Raw genomic sequence first — 17,352 nt, 5'->3', positions numbered from 1 at the left:
AGGACCTCGGGGGCGTTCGGTTAACTGCGGGAGCGTGCCGTCAGCTCAATGTGTTCGGTTGGGATCGGAAATCAACCGAATACAGGTAATCCGATGGCATCGAACAGTCTTGATATCCGTTAAATTACTTCCGCTCTTTAGCCCTTGTGATCATCCCATCAATACGCTCAATCACCTCAATTAAATGCATCAAAATCTGCCCGAGTTCTTCCTCGGGCAGAGAACAGATGTGATCACAAAAGGCTTGCTTTTGAAATTCGGAGATCACCTTTTTATCGCCATAATCTCCAAAGGTTTGCTTTTCCTGATAAAAAGCCGACGTATCGAAATCGCCATCCAGCACTAGGGCATTTTCGATACCCTTCTTAAAATTCTTTCTGGAATCGTAAGTTTTCATTTTCGCGCGGAACACATTGTTGCTTAAGCACTCAGCAATCTTTTGATCGCAATCGTACAGGAAAGCAGTAAAGACCGATGGAGGATTCGCATCCAAATAAGCAGCAGCTTTATTAAGCGATGGTGCGCCCGTGAATTCGCACGACCCATCAGAGCTCTTCTTTCCTATCCATTTAAATCGCAAGTGGTTGTTAGTATGGGCAAAAGAAAGTGCTTTATTGAAATACTGCTCGTCAGTAGGCCCCTCAAGATAAACAGTCGGAGCTTCGTTGGCAAACCACGAGACCGAGAAAGCATCCTTTACAGCCTGGACCGTGCCTGGACCATAGAACTCCGGATTTGTCTGTGCAATCACATCGCCAGACTCATTCCTAGCCAAAACGATTACTTTGTCGTTATATCTTTTATCATCATGAATAATAAAGGGCGAGTGAGTTACGCAAAATATCTGAGAGGTCTGATGCCCGCCTTCGTCCTGGAATAGCGACTTGTAAAAGTGAAGTATCTTCTCTTGCCAAGAAGGATGAAGGCTAATTTCGGGTTCATCAATAAATACAAAAGAGCCTCTGAGCGCATTTGAATCCTTCAGCATAAAGCACCCACGATAGACAATCTGCTTTTCACCAGAGCTCAGTTGATCAACACGAACGTCATGGCCGTTCTTTTTAAACAGAATCACTTTATGGCCTTCACGATTATCAACGCGGTCATATCTCAGATCGTCGAAAATCAAATCAAAGGCTTTGGTAAACCTGGGAATTCTTTGAGGGATTTGAAGTCTCGAAAAACTAACATCGGGATTGTCTCTAACCGCTCTGGCCACATCAGCATCATCAAGCGCCTGAATGTCGATAATAAGCTGATTGATTTCTGTGGGAAGATCGCTAGAAGATCTTCTACTCTCAACCGACTCGTCAATATTTCGGCTTGTAACATTCGTTATTTGTTTAGATTGAAAATTAATATCGACGTCAGAGAAGATAGCGGAAGTAGGAAAAACCTCGGCAAATTGATCCGAACCCACCCAATTATCAAGGCCTAAACCATCTTTGACGTAGAGATAATCGCTCCCATTAATATCCTTGGCATAAAACTTGTACGTTCGTATTTCGGAGTCATATTCGACTTCGATTGAGTCAACATAGCATGGCATATCGTGGTACTTATGCGCCATAATTTGATAAAGCAGCTCAACTAAGCTGCTTTTACCAATGCCGTTATTACCAGCAATGATGACAGTATCAACGGCTTTATTTGAGGAGTCGGTAAAGTCCAACTCTAGATTGCCCAATACCGGATGATTCGATAGTTTCAACTTACGAACTCTGATCATGAGAACCCCGATTCAAACTGCTTTCATAGCAGTTTACTAAACCTATGGTGCCAAATGATCAGCAATACCGGTGTTGCCATTCCACGATATTCAACAGTGGCTATTTAAACAAATGACGCGTCCCGACAAAACATCAGAGACGACGGTTCTAGCCAAAGAAAGACTTAGGCACACTCCGTAAGTAACGGCCAGGGCCGCTGGCCGGACCTCTCGCCAATAACGGAGACGCTTCACACCGCCGGTAATCACCCCTCTCCGTCCATGACCGACCAGCTCACAGGTTCAATGCCTGAAAGAGACGTTAGGCAAGAGGGGCAGGCAACCTGATAATTCCCGTAATTTGTCCTGCGCTGCATAGAAGCGGAGACATATACCGCTTTGCGGGCGCGAGTGACGCCGACGCACAGCAGGCCCATTTCCTCAATAAGCCCGTCTGGCATTTTCTTCGCATCCACGATCCGGCATCCACGCACAGAACGCGAGCATATACCAGCTCTTTCGCACCGAGAGCAAATCCATCCAGGCCAGTCGAAACGCGTAGCGCCCGGAATGAAAACGGTGTCCCACTCGTGCCCCTTAGCGGAGTGAACGGTCATCATCGAGCTATCCGCATCAAGGCAATCGGAGAAACGCCGCAGGGAGCCCTCGGAAAAGATGCTAACGATATAGTCGAAGCGCTCCAAAGAACTCATCGCGACGCAGTCATTTTTACGGTGTTTTCGCAGCGCTCCAAAAAGCATGGCATAGGACCGCTCGCAATCGAATCTCCTGGAGCCAGTCAGCAGTTCATCAGAGATGGAGTCGATTATTTTGTCCGCAGCAGACCGGCTGACGCCTTTTTCCAAGAAGTTACATCTACAATATAAATTCGGCTCTAAATCGGCCCTCGTAATATTGAAAGGCAACTTTTGCTGGGAAAAAAGCATCAGAGCAAGCAGCGCATAAAAGTACGTCTTCAGCCCATTTAGCTAAATCAACAGGCAGTAAATAGGCAACCTCATGCCCATTTTCGGCAATTAGAGCCATTGGAGCACCGTCCTCAGCAAACATGACTTTCAGTACATCATAGTTTCTTGGTTGATCAGTGATCCTAAGACGAGGTCGAAACAAATTACTAGGCTCACTCGAATGGCCAGTCCCCATAGGGTCAACATCCATTACTCGAAAGTGCTCCGAAAGACTTTCACAACATAAGCCGTTGAAGTATTCAGCATTATTCTTGCCCGCCTCATGTAGCTGAGCGGCATTCTCGAAGCCGTTGAGGTAATTAAGAAGAGCAATCAAAACCACAAGGTCATCTGAGTAGCCACTGGCATAAAACTTGTACCAGCATTGATCATACTGAACCAGCACTCGACGCAACTTTTTATACAGAACGAGACGTTCGTCATTTAAGTTAAACCACTCTTTATCAAATTGTTGCTTTTTGAGCTCATCTTCTTGCGATTGATAGGTTTGCTCGTCGCGGATGGCTTTCATGAGTTTTGCAATAATTCCAACAAGCATGTCAGCCATTCTAATGCCAAAGCACTCTGTCGAGTCAGCTTGACACACCCCACTAAAGCCCAGTTGATCCGCAGCGATTCTGGTATTCTCTTCACGATCAATTACAAGCCTGTAGTTATCGACTTCATTATGCTCGCTCAGATAAAGCGCAAATCCTGACAGAGAAGAGCGGTATTCCCACTCATAGTTTTCCAGCGGCTCTACGAAATAAATAACATCCAAAAGCAGCTGACATTGGTCTATTTCAGTATGCTTAAGCTCGGGATTCGTTTTGTCTAACTCAATTCTCTTTCGAAGAAAATCCCGTAGCGGAATTAGAAAATCATCGGGAGATCGGTATAACGACTCAACCACTTCAATAGGCCTATATTGAACTAAAAGCTTTGCAAGAGAGTACTTCAGCGAATCGGCATTAAACCAAAAGTTGTTTTGATATTGACTGAACAGCTTATCAATAAGCCATTCGGCCTTGCTAGAAAAGGCACAGTAAACGTATGTGCCTTCGTCAAACATATCGAGGAAATCACTTATCAAACGCGCATTGATCTGAGATAAAGATTTAAAACCATATTTAAAGTGACTCTTTTTAAGAACAGTACTCTTTAACTCTTTAGCGCTTGGAGAAAGATACTTATTCTCAAACGCGGAGTACCTAGCGGCCAGATCTTGCTCCCGCTTAACGTCCCATCCAACTATTGCAACAACAAATCCATCGTAAAACTCATCGGCAGTGACTGTCTTGAGATTTAGCAGACGGCTATGCTGGCTTTCGTCATAGTAAAAGGTGAAATTAGACATGTCTACAAAACCTCCAATCCTGAATTAATGTCACGATGGAAACGATTCAACTAAATCTTCCCCGTATCGGCAAGGCGCCAATACTGCTTGCCCAGGGCCGTTAGCTCGCAAGATCTAGACTCCATAGCAGCAAAGTACATGTGCTCTGCCCCCACGGGGCGGACAAGGCCAATGCCTTCCAGCTGCTGAAGGATCTTAAACTTCTCCGTATTATCCTTAGTCGCATAGGGCTCAACAATTCGATGCTCTTCCCAATCGGGACTATTGGTGGGCTCAAAAGACGGATCCAAGGACAGCTGAGCACCAGGCGTATCAAACAAAGATGGCAACTGCCGCAACACACTATCCGGAACCTGCGAGACGACTTTCCTTAGCGAAATAAACGAGTTCACATTGGTCCTAAAAACAGGACGTTGATCCCATGGTCCGAGGGCCTTGTCTATAAACGCGTAGACTCCACCAGGGGTAACATGCCCCATCACATCTGCTGCTCCGCCATTTAGCGCATCCACAAGAAGCGATGTGAAAGTCCCTCGGCCGTTATATTCCTCCGCACATTCGTTAGAACAGCATGCACTTAGAATTGTTAAACCCTCATCAAGCAGGGAGGATGTCCCACCCAGCGCTCCAGGAGCCCCCATACACCCAGAATTACAGCTATCGAGAAGAATTACGCGATTTTTAGCTTTGGAGTTATTTGCTATCGTCAGAATCTCGTCAAGGGAAAGCTGTCCCTCTGGATAGCCCTGTCCGGATAGGATAAAACCATTTTTAGTAACATCGCATCTTCCGCCGTGCCCAGCAAAATACAGCAGCGCAATCTCAGGGTCCCCAGAGAAACAGTCTTCGATCATCCGCTTCAATTCAAAAGGAGACTCAACGTTTCTCTCAAGGTGAATGGAGAAATTAGGAGAGCCGTCTCCGTTTTTAGCCAAGACCCCGGCCACCGCATTGGCATCGGCAACACAACCATATAGCGGAGACGACGCATATTCATCAATACCGACAACAAGTGCCTTGCGACCTTGCATTAGATCAACTCCAAAACGGCGGCAAAATAAACTCAAACAGCGAAAACAGACAAACCAAGAACAGGCAGATCGAGACAGCCACGATAAGCAGTATCATCGACGCCTTTAGACATTTTCTCATGTACTCGTTCTTGCGATTAAGCGATTCAAAGTGAGACTGCACTGCTCTTGCCTTACCCTCGGCAACCTCCATTGGAGAGGCAAAAGGCGCACCACGATTGACCTCGCCCGCAACATAGTCATTCAGCTCAGTCGGTGATGCGAGAACACTCATCTTTAGCCTGACTTGACTAATCAATGACAGAAGAAATGAAGCGCCCAACAGCAGCATAACGACAACATAGCCACTCGCCAGCAAAATAAAAGACGCCGTAGCCCCGTTATCGTTATAGCCATATTTAGCAAACAACACTGGGGCCACCGTCAATAAAGCAACGGAAATAATGGAAACGCAGCTCAGCAAACAGTTAGACAAACGCTCATACGAATCACACCGACTCAGCTCTGTCTGATAAGATAGCTCGGTCATCCATGAAAGATATTCGGCAGAATAGTCAACCGCGTCGAAACCCGGGACTACGTTCTCTTTTTGCTTTCGGCTGCGTTTACCCATTTAATCCTTCTTTTGCGGACGAGGCGAAGGAGATCCGGGGTAAGAGAAGCCGGACTTCTTTTCGGTATTGCCACGAACAACTCTAATCGGAGGATTAGGATGACTTGTCGGCTGCTGTTTGCCGGGGGATGACTTCGAAGGATTTCCATCCGAATTGCGCTTATTAAAATGCATGATTCTCCTAGAGTGAATGCTGTCGGACAGCGTCGACAATACCGTCTCTTGTCCAACCAACCATAACGTCGGCATTAGAGGACACCGCATCGGGGACGCGCATCTGGCCCCGAGGCCTAACCCCAATAATCGGCTTGTTGTACCTCAAAGCAGTTTCAATCTCAAAGTCGATCCACTCGCTGTAGGCGACATACATTCCGGAGAGAACAATTACGCAGCTACAGCATGAGATTCGATTTGCGATCCTCTGCTTAAGCTCAGCCTTGCTCTTAGCGTCAATCGGATTCTCGATACCAACAGAATAGTCCGACCACTTAAAGTAGCCTGCTGAATCAAGCCAACTCTTTAACGTCCTATAGTCATCGCTGTAATCCCACGAATGACTAATAAGAATGTGGTAATCACGAAGACCCATGTTACACTCCCCTCCGTGACGTTTGGAGTCTCATTGATTCACCATTCAGCGAATTCAAATTAGACTGCCAATCACTCTTAAAATACTTGACAATAGATTGTTAACGTCATGCCCCAGGCAGTGAACGCCAAAAGTAATGGTACTCCCTAACACTTTTGAAGAAGGCATCTGTCTAGGTTTTTCGTCAAACGGTATTCGGATAATCGAACTGTCTAAGCGCTGATGAATATCGCGAGCCGGCGCCGCTGGTATTGCACTTGGGCACCGGTCCGATGCGGATCCCGATGCCCTTTCTTTGCTAGCGAACCACCCCGCGGCGTTACTGCATGTTGACCCCGTCCATACCGGACCAGACCGCACCGTGCACAATCTTGCCCATGGTCTCATCCGCATGGACCCCGCCACCGAACGTCGACCGCGCCCTCATTGCCGCCATGACCGAGATGCACGCCACCGACACGTACGCCTCTACGGACATACTTGCCTGCCCATCTACTACATGTACACGGTTCGCGAGAACGACATCGTTGGCAACACCGTTAAAATCCCGATGCGCATGATTCGGGAGTTCGGATGCACGGACGGGTGGATCGGCGTTGTGCAGTACGACAGCTTCGCGCGCCTCGCCGACAGACACATTGCCGAAGACGGAAGCATCTACGCCCACGGCCCCATCTCCTACGGCGTCCCTGGGCCAAAACTGATCTGCGAGATCTTTGAAGGCATCCCGCACAATCTCGTTATCAAAACGCCCAAGTACGCATATCAGAAGGAGTATCGAATCATCGGGTCGCGTCCGGTCGAATGTCGCCTTTTACCAGACGAGAATCACCCGGGCTGCAAAATTGAAAAATACGACCACGCAGAACTTGACCTAAGCAGCAGCCTCGCGGACTTTTCCTGGAAGACCTCGGTGCCGAGCCCCGAAGAGGCGCAAGACGGCCTCATGTTAGAGCTGCCGCGTCGCGTATAGTCAACCCAGCTCGGGTCAGAGCGACGCCGGGGACTAAAGCGGGCCCGCCCCCCCAACATTCCCCAGAAAGTTCGCTGATGTTGACTGGTGTTCCCGTAAAATAAACCCCAACAAAATATGTGCGGAGTGCTGGCCTGGAGCTGCCTTCGGACCCTATTGGCTGCTCACCGAGAGGCTCCGCTATGAAACGACCCCTTTACTACCTGCTCTGCGCGATCGCGTGCACGTCTATGGTCAGCGCGACGATGCCCATGGCAGCCATTGCGGAAGCCATTCAGCCTCGAGCGACAACCGAGCAGCAGGCGCAAGCCGACGCCACGAGCATCGACACAGGCAAGGCTGAAGACGGCACCAACACAAATGCGACAGCAGATACCGTAGAGGACAGCACCGCAACATCCACCGGCACCAGCGCAGCCAACACGGAAAGCACTGACGGCACCACCGCCCCATCCCTCCTCGCCCAAGCCACCCCCACGCCCGCCACAATCTCCGCCACGTCACAAACCACCTACGCCCACTCCGCCACGGCAACCCAAAACGGCGTCACCTTCACCGTCTCGTGGAACGACGCCCCCGCGGGCACCGCGACGACCTTCCACGTAACCCAGGCCAACGGCTCGTCCCAGGCCAAGGCGCGCATGGACGTGCCCACCTATTGGGACGGCGGCAGCCAGGAAAGCGTCTGCGACCCGTCGCGCCCGGCATGGGCCGGCTACTACACCCTGGGCACCGCGGGCCACGACTTTACCTTTGACTTCACGGCATCGGGCACGTACCGCATCTACTTCTACTTTATGGACAACGACAGAAACGACCCCCAAAACGACAAGGGGATCTACTACCTGCGCACCACGGCGGAGGTGACCGTCAACGACGCCGCCCGCCCAAGCGTCACGCAGATCGTCAACGATGCCATAGCCCAGTGCAGGCAACAGACAAACGGCTCGGAATACGACATGGCGCTGTGGCTCCGCGATTGGACGCTCGACCAGCTGGAGTACAACCACAGCCTCAACTGGTGCTCGGCCGAAAGCGGCCTCACCCGCCACCAAGGCACCTGCGAGAGCTACCAGCGCATCTACGCCAAGCTCCTTAACGCAGCGGGCATCGACAACGGCCGAACCACCGGCAACGGCCACACCTGGAACGCCGTAAAGATCGACAACAAATGGTGCCAGATGGACCTAACCTGGGACGACACCAGCGACAACTGGTACGGGGACCTGGACCAGCGCCATCTGTACTTTGGCCTGACCGACGAGCTCATGGCAATTGCCCACTCCGACCACACGGCAAACTACCAGAAGGACGGTTACTCCTACCGTTCGACCGACCTGTCCAACAATTACTTTGTGCGAAATGGCAAGGCCGAAGAATGGGCCGAGAAGTATGCCGACCGCATTCAGCAGCACCTGGATGCCAAGGAAGAGAGCTTTTCCATCGATGCCGACAACCAGTCCTTCCCAGCTAGCATCTCGGGGATTCAGAATGGGATTATTGCTTATGCGATGAATCTGAGGTAGTGGAATGCTAACGACGTCAAGGTTGAACTAATCGCAACATCACGCGTCATCACACAGACCAACAACAATTGGTTAGCGAGTTACGACTTCACAGCTAAGATTAACGCGCCGGCCCCTCCCCCGAGCTCTCCGGCGCGACCTAGAGCCTGCTGTCCGCAGACGACCCCTCCCGCGCGGTCGACTGCTGGTAGCGCACATCTCGGCCACCGCCGCGACGAGCGCGCGGTCGACGCACCGGTGGCGCTCGAGGACGTCCTCGGGGAAGAAGCCGCCCGTCCAGAGTTGAGGGACCCTCAGGTTGAGCATGCCCACGCATGTCACGAGGCGGCCTCTGTTGCCGTTCCTATTGTTTGCCCCATCGCCGCAGAGCCGGTCAACCTCGGCGTCCATGATGGCGGCAACCACCTGCACGGCAAGCAGCATGAACAGCAATTGGATGTCCACCATCCCGTCCGCCAACTTCGGCATCGCTACGGACCCGGCATCGCGTCCGACGGCATCTCCATAGCGGTCACCGCCCTTTCCCAGAATCCGTGTTATGGTATTCCGGATTCATGAAAAGGGGGCAGTTTTCCCCTTTTCGACGGCTGGCCGTCGGCGGATTTACATCAACATATCCGGCGCGATCGAAATCATAAGTCACATTAAAGCAGTGATTAACATTTATTTCTTCAACGCGCAGGACCACTGCATGAGACCAGCTCTAATCAACGCAAAATAATGGGAAGAAAATTTACGTGCAAGGTATACAGGCCATTTCCAATTATTATATGTAAGCTGAGCAACCCCATTACCAACCACAAGCGCCCAGACGCCCATGTTAGTAAAGGAAATTAAGACATACGACAATACAAAACCCGCAATAGCCGAAACTATATAAGCCGGAAGATAAGGGATTTCATTTGTACTAATAATGTAATTGCAACACAATGAATGATGGTTCCAAACCGCAAGATAAACAACCAAGGCGAAATAAAGAAGCCCGTCGGGGGAAAAACCTTCCTTAACTAGGAACAAAACTGGGAAGCCGACAAACCAGACACCGATTGTGCATACAACAATTAAAATCCAATATAGAGATAGACTTTTTTCAATAATTTTTCGTGCAGTCTGAACTTCACCACCAGCATAAGCAGATTGAAACATAGGAATAAAAGATCGAACGTAGGCGCTGGCAAACCCGTAAATTGCACCGCCAACTTGAATAATTAATGAATACTGAGAGTTTACCTCCACGCCAAGAAAATAGGAGCAGAGCAGCGAACTCAACTGAGTGGAAGCATAGCAGCAAAGTTGAACAACGCCGTCCCTCCACGCCAAATAAGCCACTGAAATAAACGTTTCTTTTATTTCAGAAATAGAAACACCCGCACAAGCGTCATTTGCTTTTTTCATCGCCTCTGAGTGAACCTCCAGAAAGCGACCGCAAAAAAATCTCAGCACAATGTCATTAAACAGATAACCGATGGCAGCGCCAATAATGCCAAAACCCATAAACAGCAAAAACGCAGACACCACAAGCTGCCCAATGCGACCATAAGACTTTGCCCTGCTTTCAGCGGAAATATCCCCGAACCCTCTCAGGCAGGTCGTATAATGAAAAAAGAATAGATTAAAAAACACATCAAAACAAAAAATTAACCATGCGGTCCAACAAGAAAAGGGATCAATGGCACTCGAAATTGAAGAAATGTAGGCAGTTCCAACTGTAGCGGTAAGTATCAAGACAACGCAAGAAATTAACGCGTAAACAAGCCGAGATGTTTTAATCAGTTTGCCAAGCAGCTCATAGTCTACAGAATCACAAACTTGAGATGAATCGTAGCCGCACTTGCTAATGCTACGTGCACCGCTAAGACAATAGACAATATTTCTCGCAAAAGTTGGCGTAAAGCCAAATTCAAATAGCAGCGTTAAATTGCCTATAGCAACAAAAGTGTACCAGAGACCAAGTTCAGCGCTAGATAAGCAAGCAAGCAGAAACGGAAGAAGGAGGAAGCTACTCCCCATTGAAAGAACAGTACTTACATAATTCCATATAATGTCTGACTTAGTGGTATTAATTTTAGCCATTATTTTGCCATCTCCACAACATCCTTTGATGGCACCCCGGATTGACAGGGCACCTTATCTGAAAAGGCGGGCAACGCCATAAGCATAAAGAAATTACATGCTGGATATAACATTCCGCATTCAACAAACCCCATTAGGCAATACAAGACCAAGCCCATGAAAGTCACGTGGGCCGAAATGCGCGCTTTATTTATCGCTACGCAATAGAAAGCGACAAACGCGGTAAATGGGATCAAACCGTATTGAATAAGTAGTCGACAATAAGCATTATCAAGCATGACTCTTGTTTGGATTAAATAACCGCCCGTTGCAGACGGCAGCGAAACTATGGCCGTTAAGTCATTACCAAAAACAGTCAGAGGGTAGTTTTCAAAATAATAGGCGGAATAAAAAATCCGGTTGGTCACTAAATTATCAAGCTGGACAAGCCATTTATTGCCACCATGGGTCCACATAAAAGGCAGGGCAATACTAACAATCGCCAGAAAAAGCGGTAAAAAAGTAAATAGGAACCCATATGGTTTTGAACGGGGGCTTTTGAATGAAATACCCGCATACAAGGCCATTACGAAAATACCCGCTGCAGAAGTTTTTGAATCGGCTACGAAAAAAGCAATTGCAAAGCAGAAGATACCCACAAGACCGCTTCTGCCTTTCAGCTCAAAAATAGAAGCAGAATAGGCGATAAACAAAAGCTGGCCAAAATTATTAGGATGGGCAAAACCCATCGAATTTCGAACAAAATTGCTACCGCGCGACATTAATACAGAAGGAATGGCACCGACACTATTTAGACCAACAACCATCAATAACGTTAAGACGGAAGATACAAGAATAGACCTAGAAATGTAGGATTCAGGGACGTCTTCAGCACAAAGACAAAGCAGAGCCAACCAAATAATCTGAGGAGCTTTATTTGATTTCAGCGACCCAACGCAAATTAAAATCAACAGCATCCCAACAAGCACTTTTACATGGGAAGTCTTTTGTAGCAAAAGCTTCAACAGTAGAAACGCTAAGGCGCATAACTCAAAAACCAGCGAAAGCGCTGCAAGAGAAATCCCAAACAAATTGTTAGCATTTACTGATCCAATATAATAAGAAGATGAAAATAAAGCCAAAGCGAAGCTGAACAGTACAGCCCCCGCATTTACCCGTTTAATCTCAGTCCAAGATCTTTCAACATTAGTCAAAGTCAATTAACATACCCCATAAACAAACTTAGTAAAGCCAATTGCAGCCATAACACGCCTCGCGAGAAGAAGACGGATCGTAATGCGATTTTTCACTTCAGAGATTAAACGGCGTGAATAACGGTGAGAGGCAAAACCTTCCATTAAATAGCTGAAATACGGCTGGCAGACCATATTAGAGACAGGCATATAAAGCTGATTCGATTCAAACCGTGCAAGATTACGAATCAAAGATAAGACTTCCCTGACTGCAGATTGCTTGTATAGTTCGTTTAAATCCGGATTAACGAGACATAGCTCGTATAGTTTTATCAATAAATTATCGACACCCTCGATAGCCGAGATATCAGTATTTCTCGTCACCGAATCGCTATTGTTCACATAGCAATAGACCGCCGAGTCTACCACTTTTACATTTTCCGCCAGACGATAAGCATCTACCATAAACAGTGCGTCTTCACCGAAACGAATGCCATCTTCAAATTTAAGAGAACCGTTCCGAAATAATGATTTATTAAATATCTTTCCACAGACGCTTCGAAATGCAACACCATTAGCAAAGCTCGGAAACGGTACTTTATTAACATTGTCCCAAAATGCAAGGCTAAGCGAGCATGCTGTTTCCCATCCAATACTTATAGCCTTGCTCGAATTATCGCAATGCTCATTCAGCAGCGCCCCAACAACCAAGCTACAGCCATCTGAGGATTCAAGCAACAGCCTAACTGCATTTATAGGCAGTATATCGTCAGCATCAACAAATGCCACCCAATCACCGGAGGCCTCATCGACACCCCTATTACGCGCCACGCATACACCACTATTGTTTTGACTAATCAGCTTAATCCGGTTGTCGCCCTCCGCTATAGCCATAACTAGCTCAGCGCCACGATCTGTCGACCCATCATCAACAATAATTATTTCAATGTTGCTCATACTCTGACATTGAAGACTATTTAATGTCTTTTGAATCGTTTTTTCAGCGTTATACATCGGCACAATCACGCTCACAAGTGGATTGTCTACCAAGGAAGATTGACAACAATTTACCTGCTTGCTTGTTGACGTCATAAACAGACGCCCCCCCGCAAGCTTATTTGGACGATTCATAGAAATAATTGCGTCGATCCATTCGGCAACATTAAAAGAGCATTTTAAAAATTTATCAGAAATATCAGCCGCATCTGGAACGCCAAATGAACAGACACAAGGCAATCCGTTAAGCTGAGCTTCAATTGCGGCAACACCAAGTCCCTCAAACGTAGATGGAAATACAAAACAGTCAAATGAAGACAGAATGTCTTTAATATCTTTTCTTTCGCCTGCAAACAAGACGCTAGATGAGATACCCAGCGTAGCCGCAGATTCCTGAAGACTCTTGTGTAGGGGGCCATCGCCAACAATCATTAATTTACAGTTGGATTTAACTGTTAGCAATTCCTTCATTATCTTTAAAAGAAAAATATGATTCTTTTGACTAGTCAAACGTCCAACAGTACCAATAAGAAAATCTTTTGGCGAAAGGCCGAACTCTTCCCTAATTACTATCCTGCTGACAGGATCGTACTCCATGTCATTAAAATCTAAGGCATTTGGAAGAATCTGAAAATTATCGCCCCAGAAGTATGAACCCGCTTCTTTTGAACACGCTAGCCTAACATTAGAATTACGCAACGCCACATGGCGATTAAAACGACTTATAACTTGAGTCGGCAAACCACCCAAAAAACGAGAATTGCGAGAATGAGCAATGCGGACAGAGACATTCGCCCGTTGAGCTGCTCGCAAGACATCCGCATATAGAAGATGGTTAAAGTTACACCAGACCGCCTGGTAACGATTTGGTTCATCTTGAAATAGATGGTCTAGATACTCAAAGCGCTTAATGGGCCTATCAATATCCGGGCAAATATGGATTTCTGAGTTCATCTCATGAACGAATGCAACGTCTGATAAATCAGACGTTGCAAGAAATTCAAACGTAGCATATGAGCTAAGGGCCTTTATATACCTCCCAACAACGATTTCGGTTCCACCAAGCCCATTTGAAAGGCCAGAAACTAAAACCCTAGGCTTATTGTGGTCTAAGGCAGACGAAACCATTAAAAAGCCTTCCTTCCAAATCTGAGAACCGATAGAACAGAGGAGATAAACCAAGACAGCTTGGGTCCAATTACTGGCGCAAGCTTTTTCCTCATTTCGACACGAAACTTCTTAGCAGGTGACAACCAGGTGCCTGAATAATGGTGAATAGAATATGTATCCTCAGTAATTTCAAACTTGCCACTATGGCTGTCTAGGGGATCAAAATAAGTAGCAGGGTATGCAGTGAAACCATTTAACTCCTGGAATGAACCGTCTCTCCTAAGAGCGCAATTCACTTCCAAGTAATCAGTCAGCACCCTCGGAGAAGTATCCATAGAGTTGCGGCCTTTTCGCAGCTCAAATTTCATAGATTCATATAATTTTGCGACATCGCTCATGACATGGCTCCCGGCCTCAGAACCCATGATGAGGCCGGGATTCATGAAGAAATTATTCTTCATGAATCCCGCAAAAGCCTCATTATCTAAAAGCTCGTCCAAAGGCTTCAGGACTTCGACATCTGTATCGAGAAGGATTCCACCCTCTGAATACAGTATTTTGTATCGCGCATAGTCGCTGACAAACGCCCATTTTTTTGAGGCATATGCCTCACGAGAAAAGTCGCATTGATTTATATCGAAATTGCTTTCGTCCCATCTACGAATTTCCCAATCAGGCATGATCTTCGACCAAGACTCAATGCATTTTCTTTCAAGTTCAGGAAGCTCACTCCCACCGAACCAGATGTAGTGCAGAACTTTAGGAATCATCAATTCCCTTTCGAACATTAGGCTACTTCTTTATGATTTTTTTAACCAGACGCTTCATCGGGTCATAAATTCCAAGCTTTTCGCATGTATGCCTAGCAAAACGCTCGGCTTTCACTTTTCCGGAATCGGGGAACCACTTATTCATTAGCTCCTCGCCATCCAGATTCGCCACATCAGCCATGAATTCATCGCGGCGCGGATTCAACTTCACGGACTTAGTAAGTTCACGAACACCTTCTACTGCGGCCTCAACATCAATCTCCTTCATACGGGCATAGCTTGAGGCGCGATCAAGCAATTCTTGCCCTTCATCGCTTTGGATTAGAACTCGAGTGACGCCTCTATTGTCATCGAACTCTTTCGAGAGCCGATAAACATCGAAAAAATCCCAGCAAGTCAAATCAGTAACGCGATAACGCTTTTTGAACGGGCATTCGTAACAGATGGGTCGATCTGATAGGTCTGCAAAAAAGGCCCTTAGGTAAGGATCCGTTTCGACACCTTCGCTGTACAGCCTTTCTCCATCCAGAGTCTCGCCTTCGAGCTCGCACATATTTGAATAGCGATAGCCAAACAGTGATTTATCTCTAAAAAGAACGGTCTCACCTTTTACGCCAATCTTTGCGTCAAGCCATTCGACCTGCCGCGCGAACACAGCGCGAGCGGGGTTCGCGTGGCAGACGAAGTCTGCCACGCGTAAATTTACCGGCTTACCGCCCAAAAATCGAAGCAGGCCTTCGCATTGACAAGGGGTACCAATAAAGAGAACTTCACGTCCGGTTTTAAGTTGTTGTTTGACCTCAGGATACGCAGGGCCAACAACGCTCTGAACATATTTACTGTTGCGAAAGCGCCAAAGTTCATCAACGCTCTCCACAGAAAAATGTCCGACCTTAAGTCGCCCAGGCGCTCCTTCGGCCCGAACAAGCTGTTCACCGCGCAAATAGCCTGCGCCAAACACAATACCGCCGTTGGCAATCACGGCCTGAGCAAGGGCAGTAAAGGCCCCACCAGAAGTGCTTTCAGCGAGCACCTTTTGATCATCATGCTGGACTAGAAAGGCTCGCTGAGACTTAGGCTCGTCATTATCAACATTAAGCACCGGGCAAGCCTTTTCGCATAATCCGCAATCAACACACTGGTCAACATTGACTACGGGGTACTCGCAGCCCTCGGCGTCAAATTCCATTGATATGCACTGCTTGGGACATTTATGAGCGCAGGCAGCGCAACCGCAGCATTTACTTTTATCCGTGATGGAAATCATACTGTTCCCTATAACTCAAGAGCGGACATAAGCCAATTGGCCGATTCATTCCTATATGCATTAAGTCGTTGACGCACTGACACAAAGTCGATTTCATTTGTCATTGCGGCATGGAAGGCATCCTTCGATTCGCAAATACGATCGGAGTTTCCAAGGACACGCAGCAATGTATCAATACGTGAGTTCGTAGACTGGGCACCCATATTCTCGTGGCGACGGAACGAAAAGAATGGCACCTCAAAAATATTTGAGAACACGCTTCCGTGGAAAGAGTCAGTACAGACATACGAAGCATGGGCAATCAAGTTGACCCACTCAGCCGGACCTGCCTCCCAAGGATAGTAATCCGCATAATCGTCATCAGCCTTAACATACTCATCGGGATGGGCAATTGCGACGATCTTCAAATTATGCTTCTTGGCAAGCTCCTGAGCACATTCACGATTCCATGCATTCTTACCCATGAAATAGCAGAAAACATACGGCTCGTCAGGAACGTTAATCGATGAAGAACCAGCAAGGCTTGCCCACTGATCTTTAGCCAGCAGCATCGTAGGGTCGCATACAACAGAGCATCGGACGCCCGTAGCTTTCTCTACCAAATCCGCTCCCGTATCCTCGCGAACAGAAATGGCCGAAAAATCAGAAAGAAACTCTTTTGTTTTGAGAAGATATTTTTCAGAAAGGGAAGATACTCCAAAACTAGTGGAATAAGACACCTTGCGGACAGGAGGCTGCACGAAAGAAAGTGTAAAATACCTACCAGCAATGTTAACGGGCAGCCAAAGCTGATCGCTACCAACAACAACGCTGTCATAATCAGCCACAAGAGCCCCAAGATCTTCAAACGAAGCAGCTTGAGGAGTAAAACTAAAATGTGTTGACTCGAAAGAAGAAAATGCACTTTTCCTCTTTGCCATTTTCTTTCCAAAGTCAGCATCAAACTTCTGCTTGATGCGATGCTTTACAAACCCCAGCTTTGCTCGATAAAGGTCTACATCAAATAGATGCTCAAGATAGTAATCATTACGTCCTACAGAAATAGCATGACCCAGGCCACGTTTATCAATAGTATTGACTTCAACACCCAGCTCCTCAAGGGCGCGCTGGGTCGCGTACGCCTGAAGAACGCTGCCAAAGTTGATTTTGTCATGACACGACGCGACTGCAACTCGCTTAGAACATGTAATAGCCAAACT

Annotated in this window: 16 protein-coding genes; 2 read left to right on the top strand and 14 right to left on the bottom strand. The window is 47.3% G+C overall.

The window, feature by feature from the left end:
* Window positions 1–124 precede the first annotated feature (124 nt).
* The 7 genes from ABCN01_RS06235 to ABCN01_RS06210 form a co-directional block, all read right to left on the bottom strand.
* Complete coding sequence (locus ABCN01_RS06235) at window positions 125–1,729, bottom strand: AAA family ATPase (protein ID WP_343014232.1); 1,605 nt, start codon at window positions 1,727–1,729, stop codon at window positions 125–127.
* 245 nt (window positions 1,730–1,974) lie between these two features.
* Complete coding sequence (locus ABCN01_RS09540; protein ID WP_425458807.1) at window positions 1,975–2,325, bottom strand: 3'-5' exonuclease; 351 nt, start codon at window positions 2,323–2,325, stop codon at window positions 1,975–1,977.
* A 259-nt stretch (window positions 2,326–2,584) separates the two neighbouring features.
* A complete protein-coding gene (locus tag ABCN01_RS06230; RefSeq protein ID WP_342996466.1) occupies window positions 2,585–4,033 on the bottom strand; it encodes a DUF3800 domain-containing protein in 1,449 nt (482 codons plus the stop codon).
* Window positions 4,034–4,083: 50 nt separating this feature from the next.
* Window positions 4,084–5,064 (bottom strand): caspase family protein, encoded by a 981-nt coding sequence (locus ABCN01_RS06225; RefSeq protein ID WP_342996467.1) that lies wholly within the window; start codon window positions 5,062–5,064, stop codon window positions 4,084–4,086.
* 4 nt (window positions 5,065–5,068) lie between these two features.
* Window positions 5,069–5,677 (bottom strand): hypothetical protein, encoded by a 609-nt coding sequence (locus ABCN01_RS06220; RefSeq protein ID WP_342996468.1) that lies wholly within the window; start codon window positions 5,675–5,677, stop codon window positions 5,069–5,071.
* Between the two features lie 181 nt (window positions 5,678–5,858).
* Complete coding sequence (locus ABCN01_RS06215; RefSeq protein ID WP_342996469.1) at window positions 5,859–6,266, bottom strand: TIR domain-containing protein; 408 nt, start codon at window positions 6,264–6,266, stop codon at window positions 5,859–5,861.
* 319 nt (window positions 6,267–6,585) lie between these two features.
* The gene (locus ABCN01_RS06210) at window positions 6,586–6,744 is read right to left on the bottom strand and encodes a hypothetical protein (protein WP_342996470.1); all 159 of its coding nucleotides are present in this window, start codon (window positions 6,742–6,744) and stop codon (window positions 6,586–6,588) included.
* 120 nt (window positions 6,745–6,864) lie between these two features.
* On the opposite strand from ABCN01_RS06210, the gene ABCN01_RS06205 reads away from it, so the two are divergent.
* The gene (locus ABCN01_RS06205; protein WP_343014231.1) at window positions 6,865–7,239 is read left to right on the top strand and encodes a hypothetical protein; all 375 of its coding nucleotides are present in this window, start codon (window positions 6,865–6,867) and stop codon (window positions 7,237–7,239) included.
* Between the two features lie 182 nt (window positions 7,240–7,421).
* Window positions 7,422–8,765: a transglutaminase domain-containing protein gene (locus tag ABCN01_RS06200; protein WP_342996472.1), complete on the top strand. Its 1,344-nt coding sequence runs from the start codon at window positions 7,422–7,424 to the stop codon at window positions 8,763–8,765.
* Between the two features lie 72 nt (window positions 8,766–8,837).
* Here the strand turns inward: ABCN01_RS06200 and ABCN01_RS09535 are convergent, their stop codons facing one another.
* The 7 genes from ABCN01_RS09535 to ABCN01_RS06170 all read right to left on the bottom strand — a co-directional run bounded on the left by ABCN01_RS09535 (window position 8,838) and on the right by ABCN01_RS06170 (window position 17,349).
* A complete protein-coding gene (locus ABCN01_RS09535; protein ID WP_425458806.1) occupies window positions 8,838–9,155 on the bottom strand; it encodes a transposase in 318 nt (105 codons plus the stop codon).
* Window positions 9,156–9,428: 273 nt separating this feature from the next.
* Window positions 9,429–10,838, bottom strand: a complete 1,410-nt coding sequence (wzx, locus tag ABCN01_RS06195; protein WP_342996475.1) for an O-unit flippase-like protein — start codon at window positions 10,836–10,838, stop codon at window positions 9,429–9,431.
* Window positions 10,838–12,037, bottom strand: a complete 1,200-nt coding sequence (locus ABCN01_RS06190; RefSeq protein ID WP_342996476.1) for a hypothetical protein — start codon at window positions 12,035–12,037, stop codon at window positions 10,838–10,840. Before ABCN01_RS06190 ends, wzx begins: the two co-directional genes overlap by 1 nt.
* Window positions 12,038–14,134: a glycosyltransferase gene (locus ABCN01_RS06185; protein WP_342996478.1), complete on the bottom strand. Its 2,097-nt coding sequence runs from the start codon at window positions 14,132–14,134 to the stop codon at window positions 12,038–12,040. It lies immediately after the preceding gene.
* Window positions 14,134–14,904 (bottom strand): glycosyltransferase family 32 protein, encoded by a 771-nt coding sequence (locus ABCN01_RS06180; RefSeq protein ID WP_342996480.1) that lies wholly within the window; start codon window positions 14,902–14,904, stop codon window positions 14,134–14,136. The genes ABCN01_RS06185 and ABCN01_RS06180 overlap by 1 nt, the downstream gene beginning before the upstream one ends.
* A gap of 4 nt (window positions 14,905–14,908) precedes the next feature.
* Window positions 14,909–16,153 carry a Coenzyme F420 hydrogenase/dehydrogenase, beta subunit C-terminal domain gene (locus ABCN01_RS06175; RefSeq protein ID WP_343014229.1) on the bottom strand — a complete coding sequence of 415 codons (1,245 nt, stop codon included), beginning with the start codon at window positions 16,151–16,153 and terminating at the stop codon, window positions 14,909–14,911.
* A gap of 8 nt (window positions 16,154–16,161) precedes the next feature.
* Complete coding sequence (locus ABCN01_RS06170; protein WP_342996485.1) at window positions 16,162–17,349, bottom strand: polysaccharide pyruvyl transferase family protein; 1,188 nt, start codon at window positions 17,347–17,349, stop codon at window positions 16,162–16,164.
* Window positions 17,350–17,352: the final 3 nt, after the last annotated feature.

Source organism: Collinsella aerofaciens, from assembly GCF_039062365.1.
GTDB lineage: Bacteria > Actinomycetota > Coriobacteriia > Coriobacteriales > Coriobacteriaceae > Collinsella.
The sequence above is the reverse complement of the archived record's forward strand: the minus strand, read 5'-3'. Positions and strand labels throughout refer to the sequence as shown.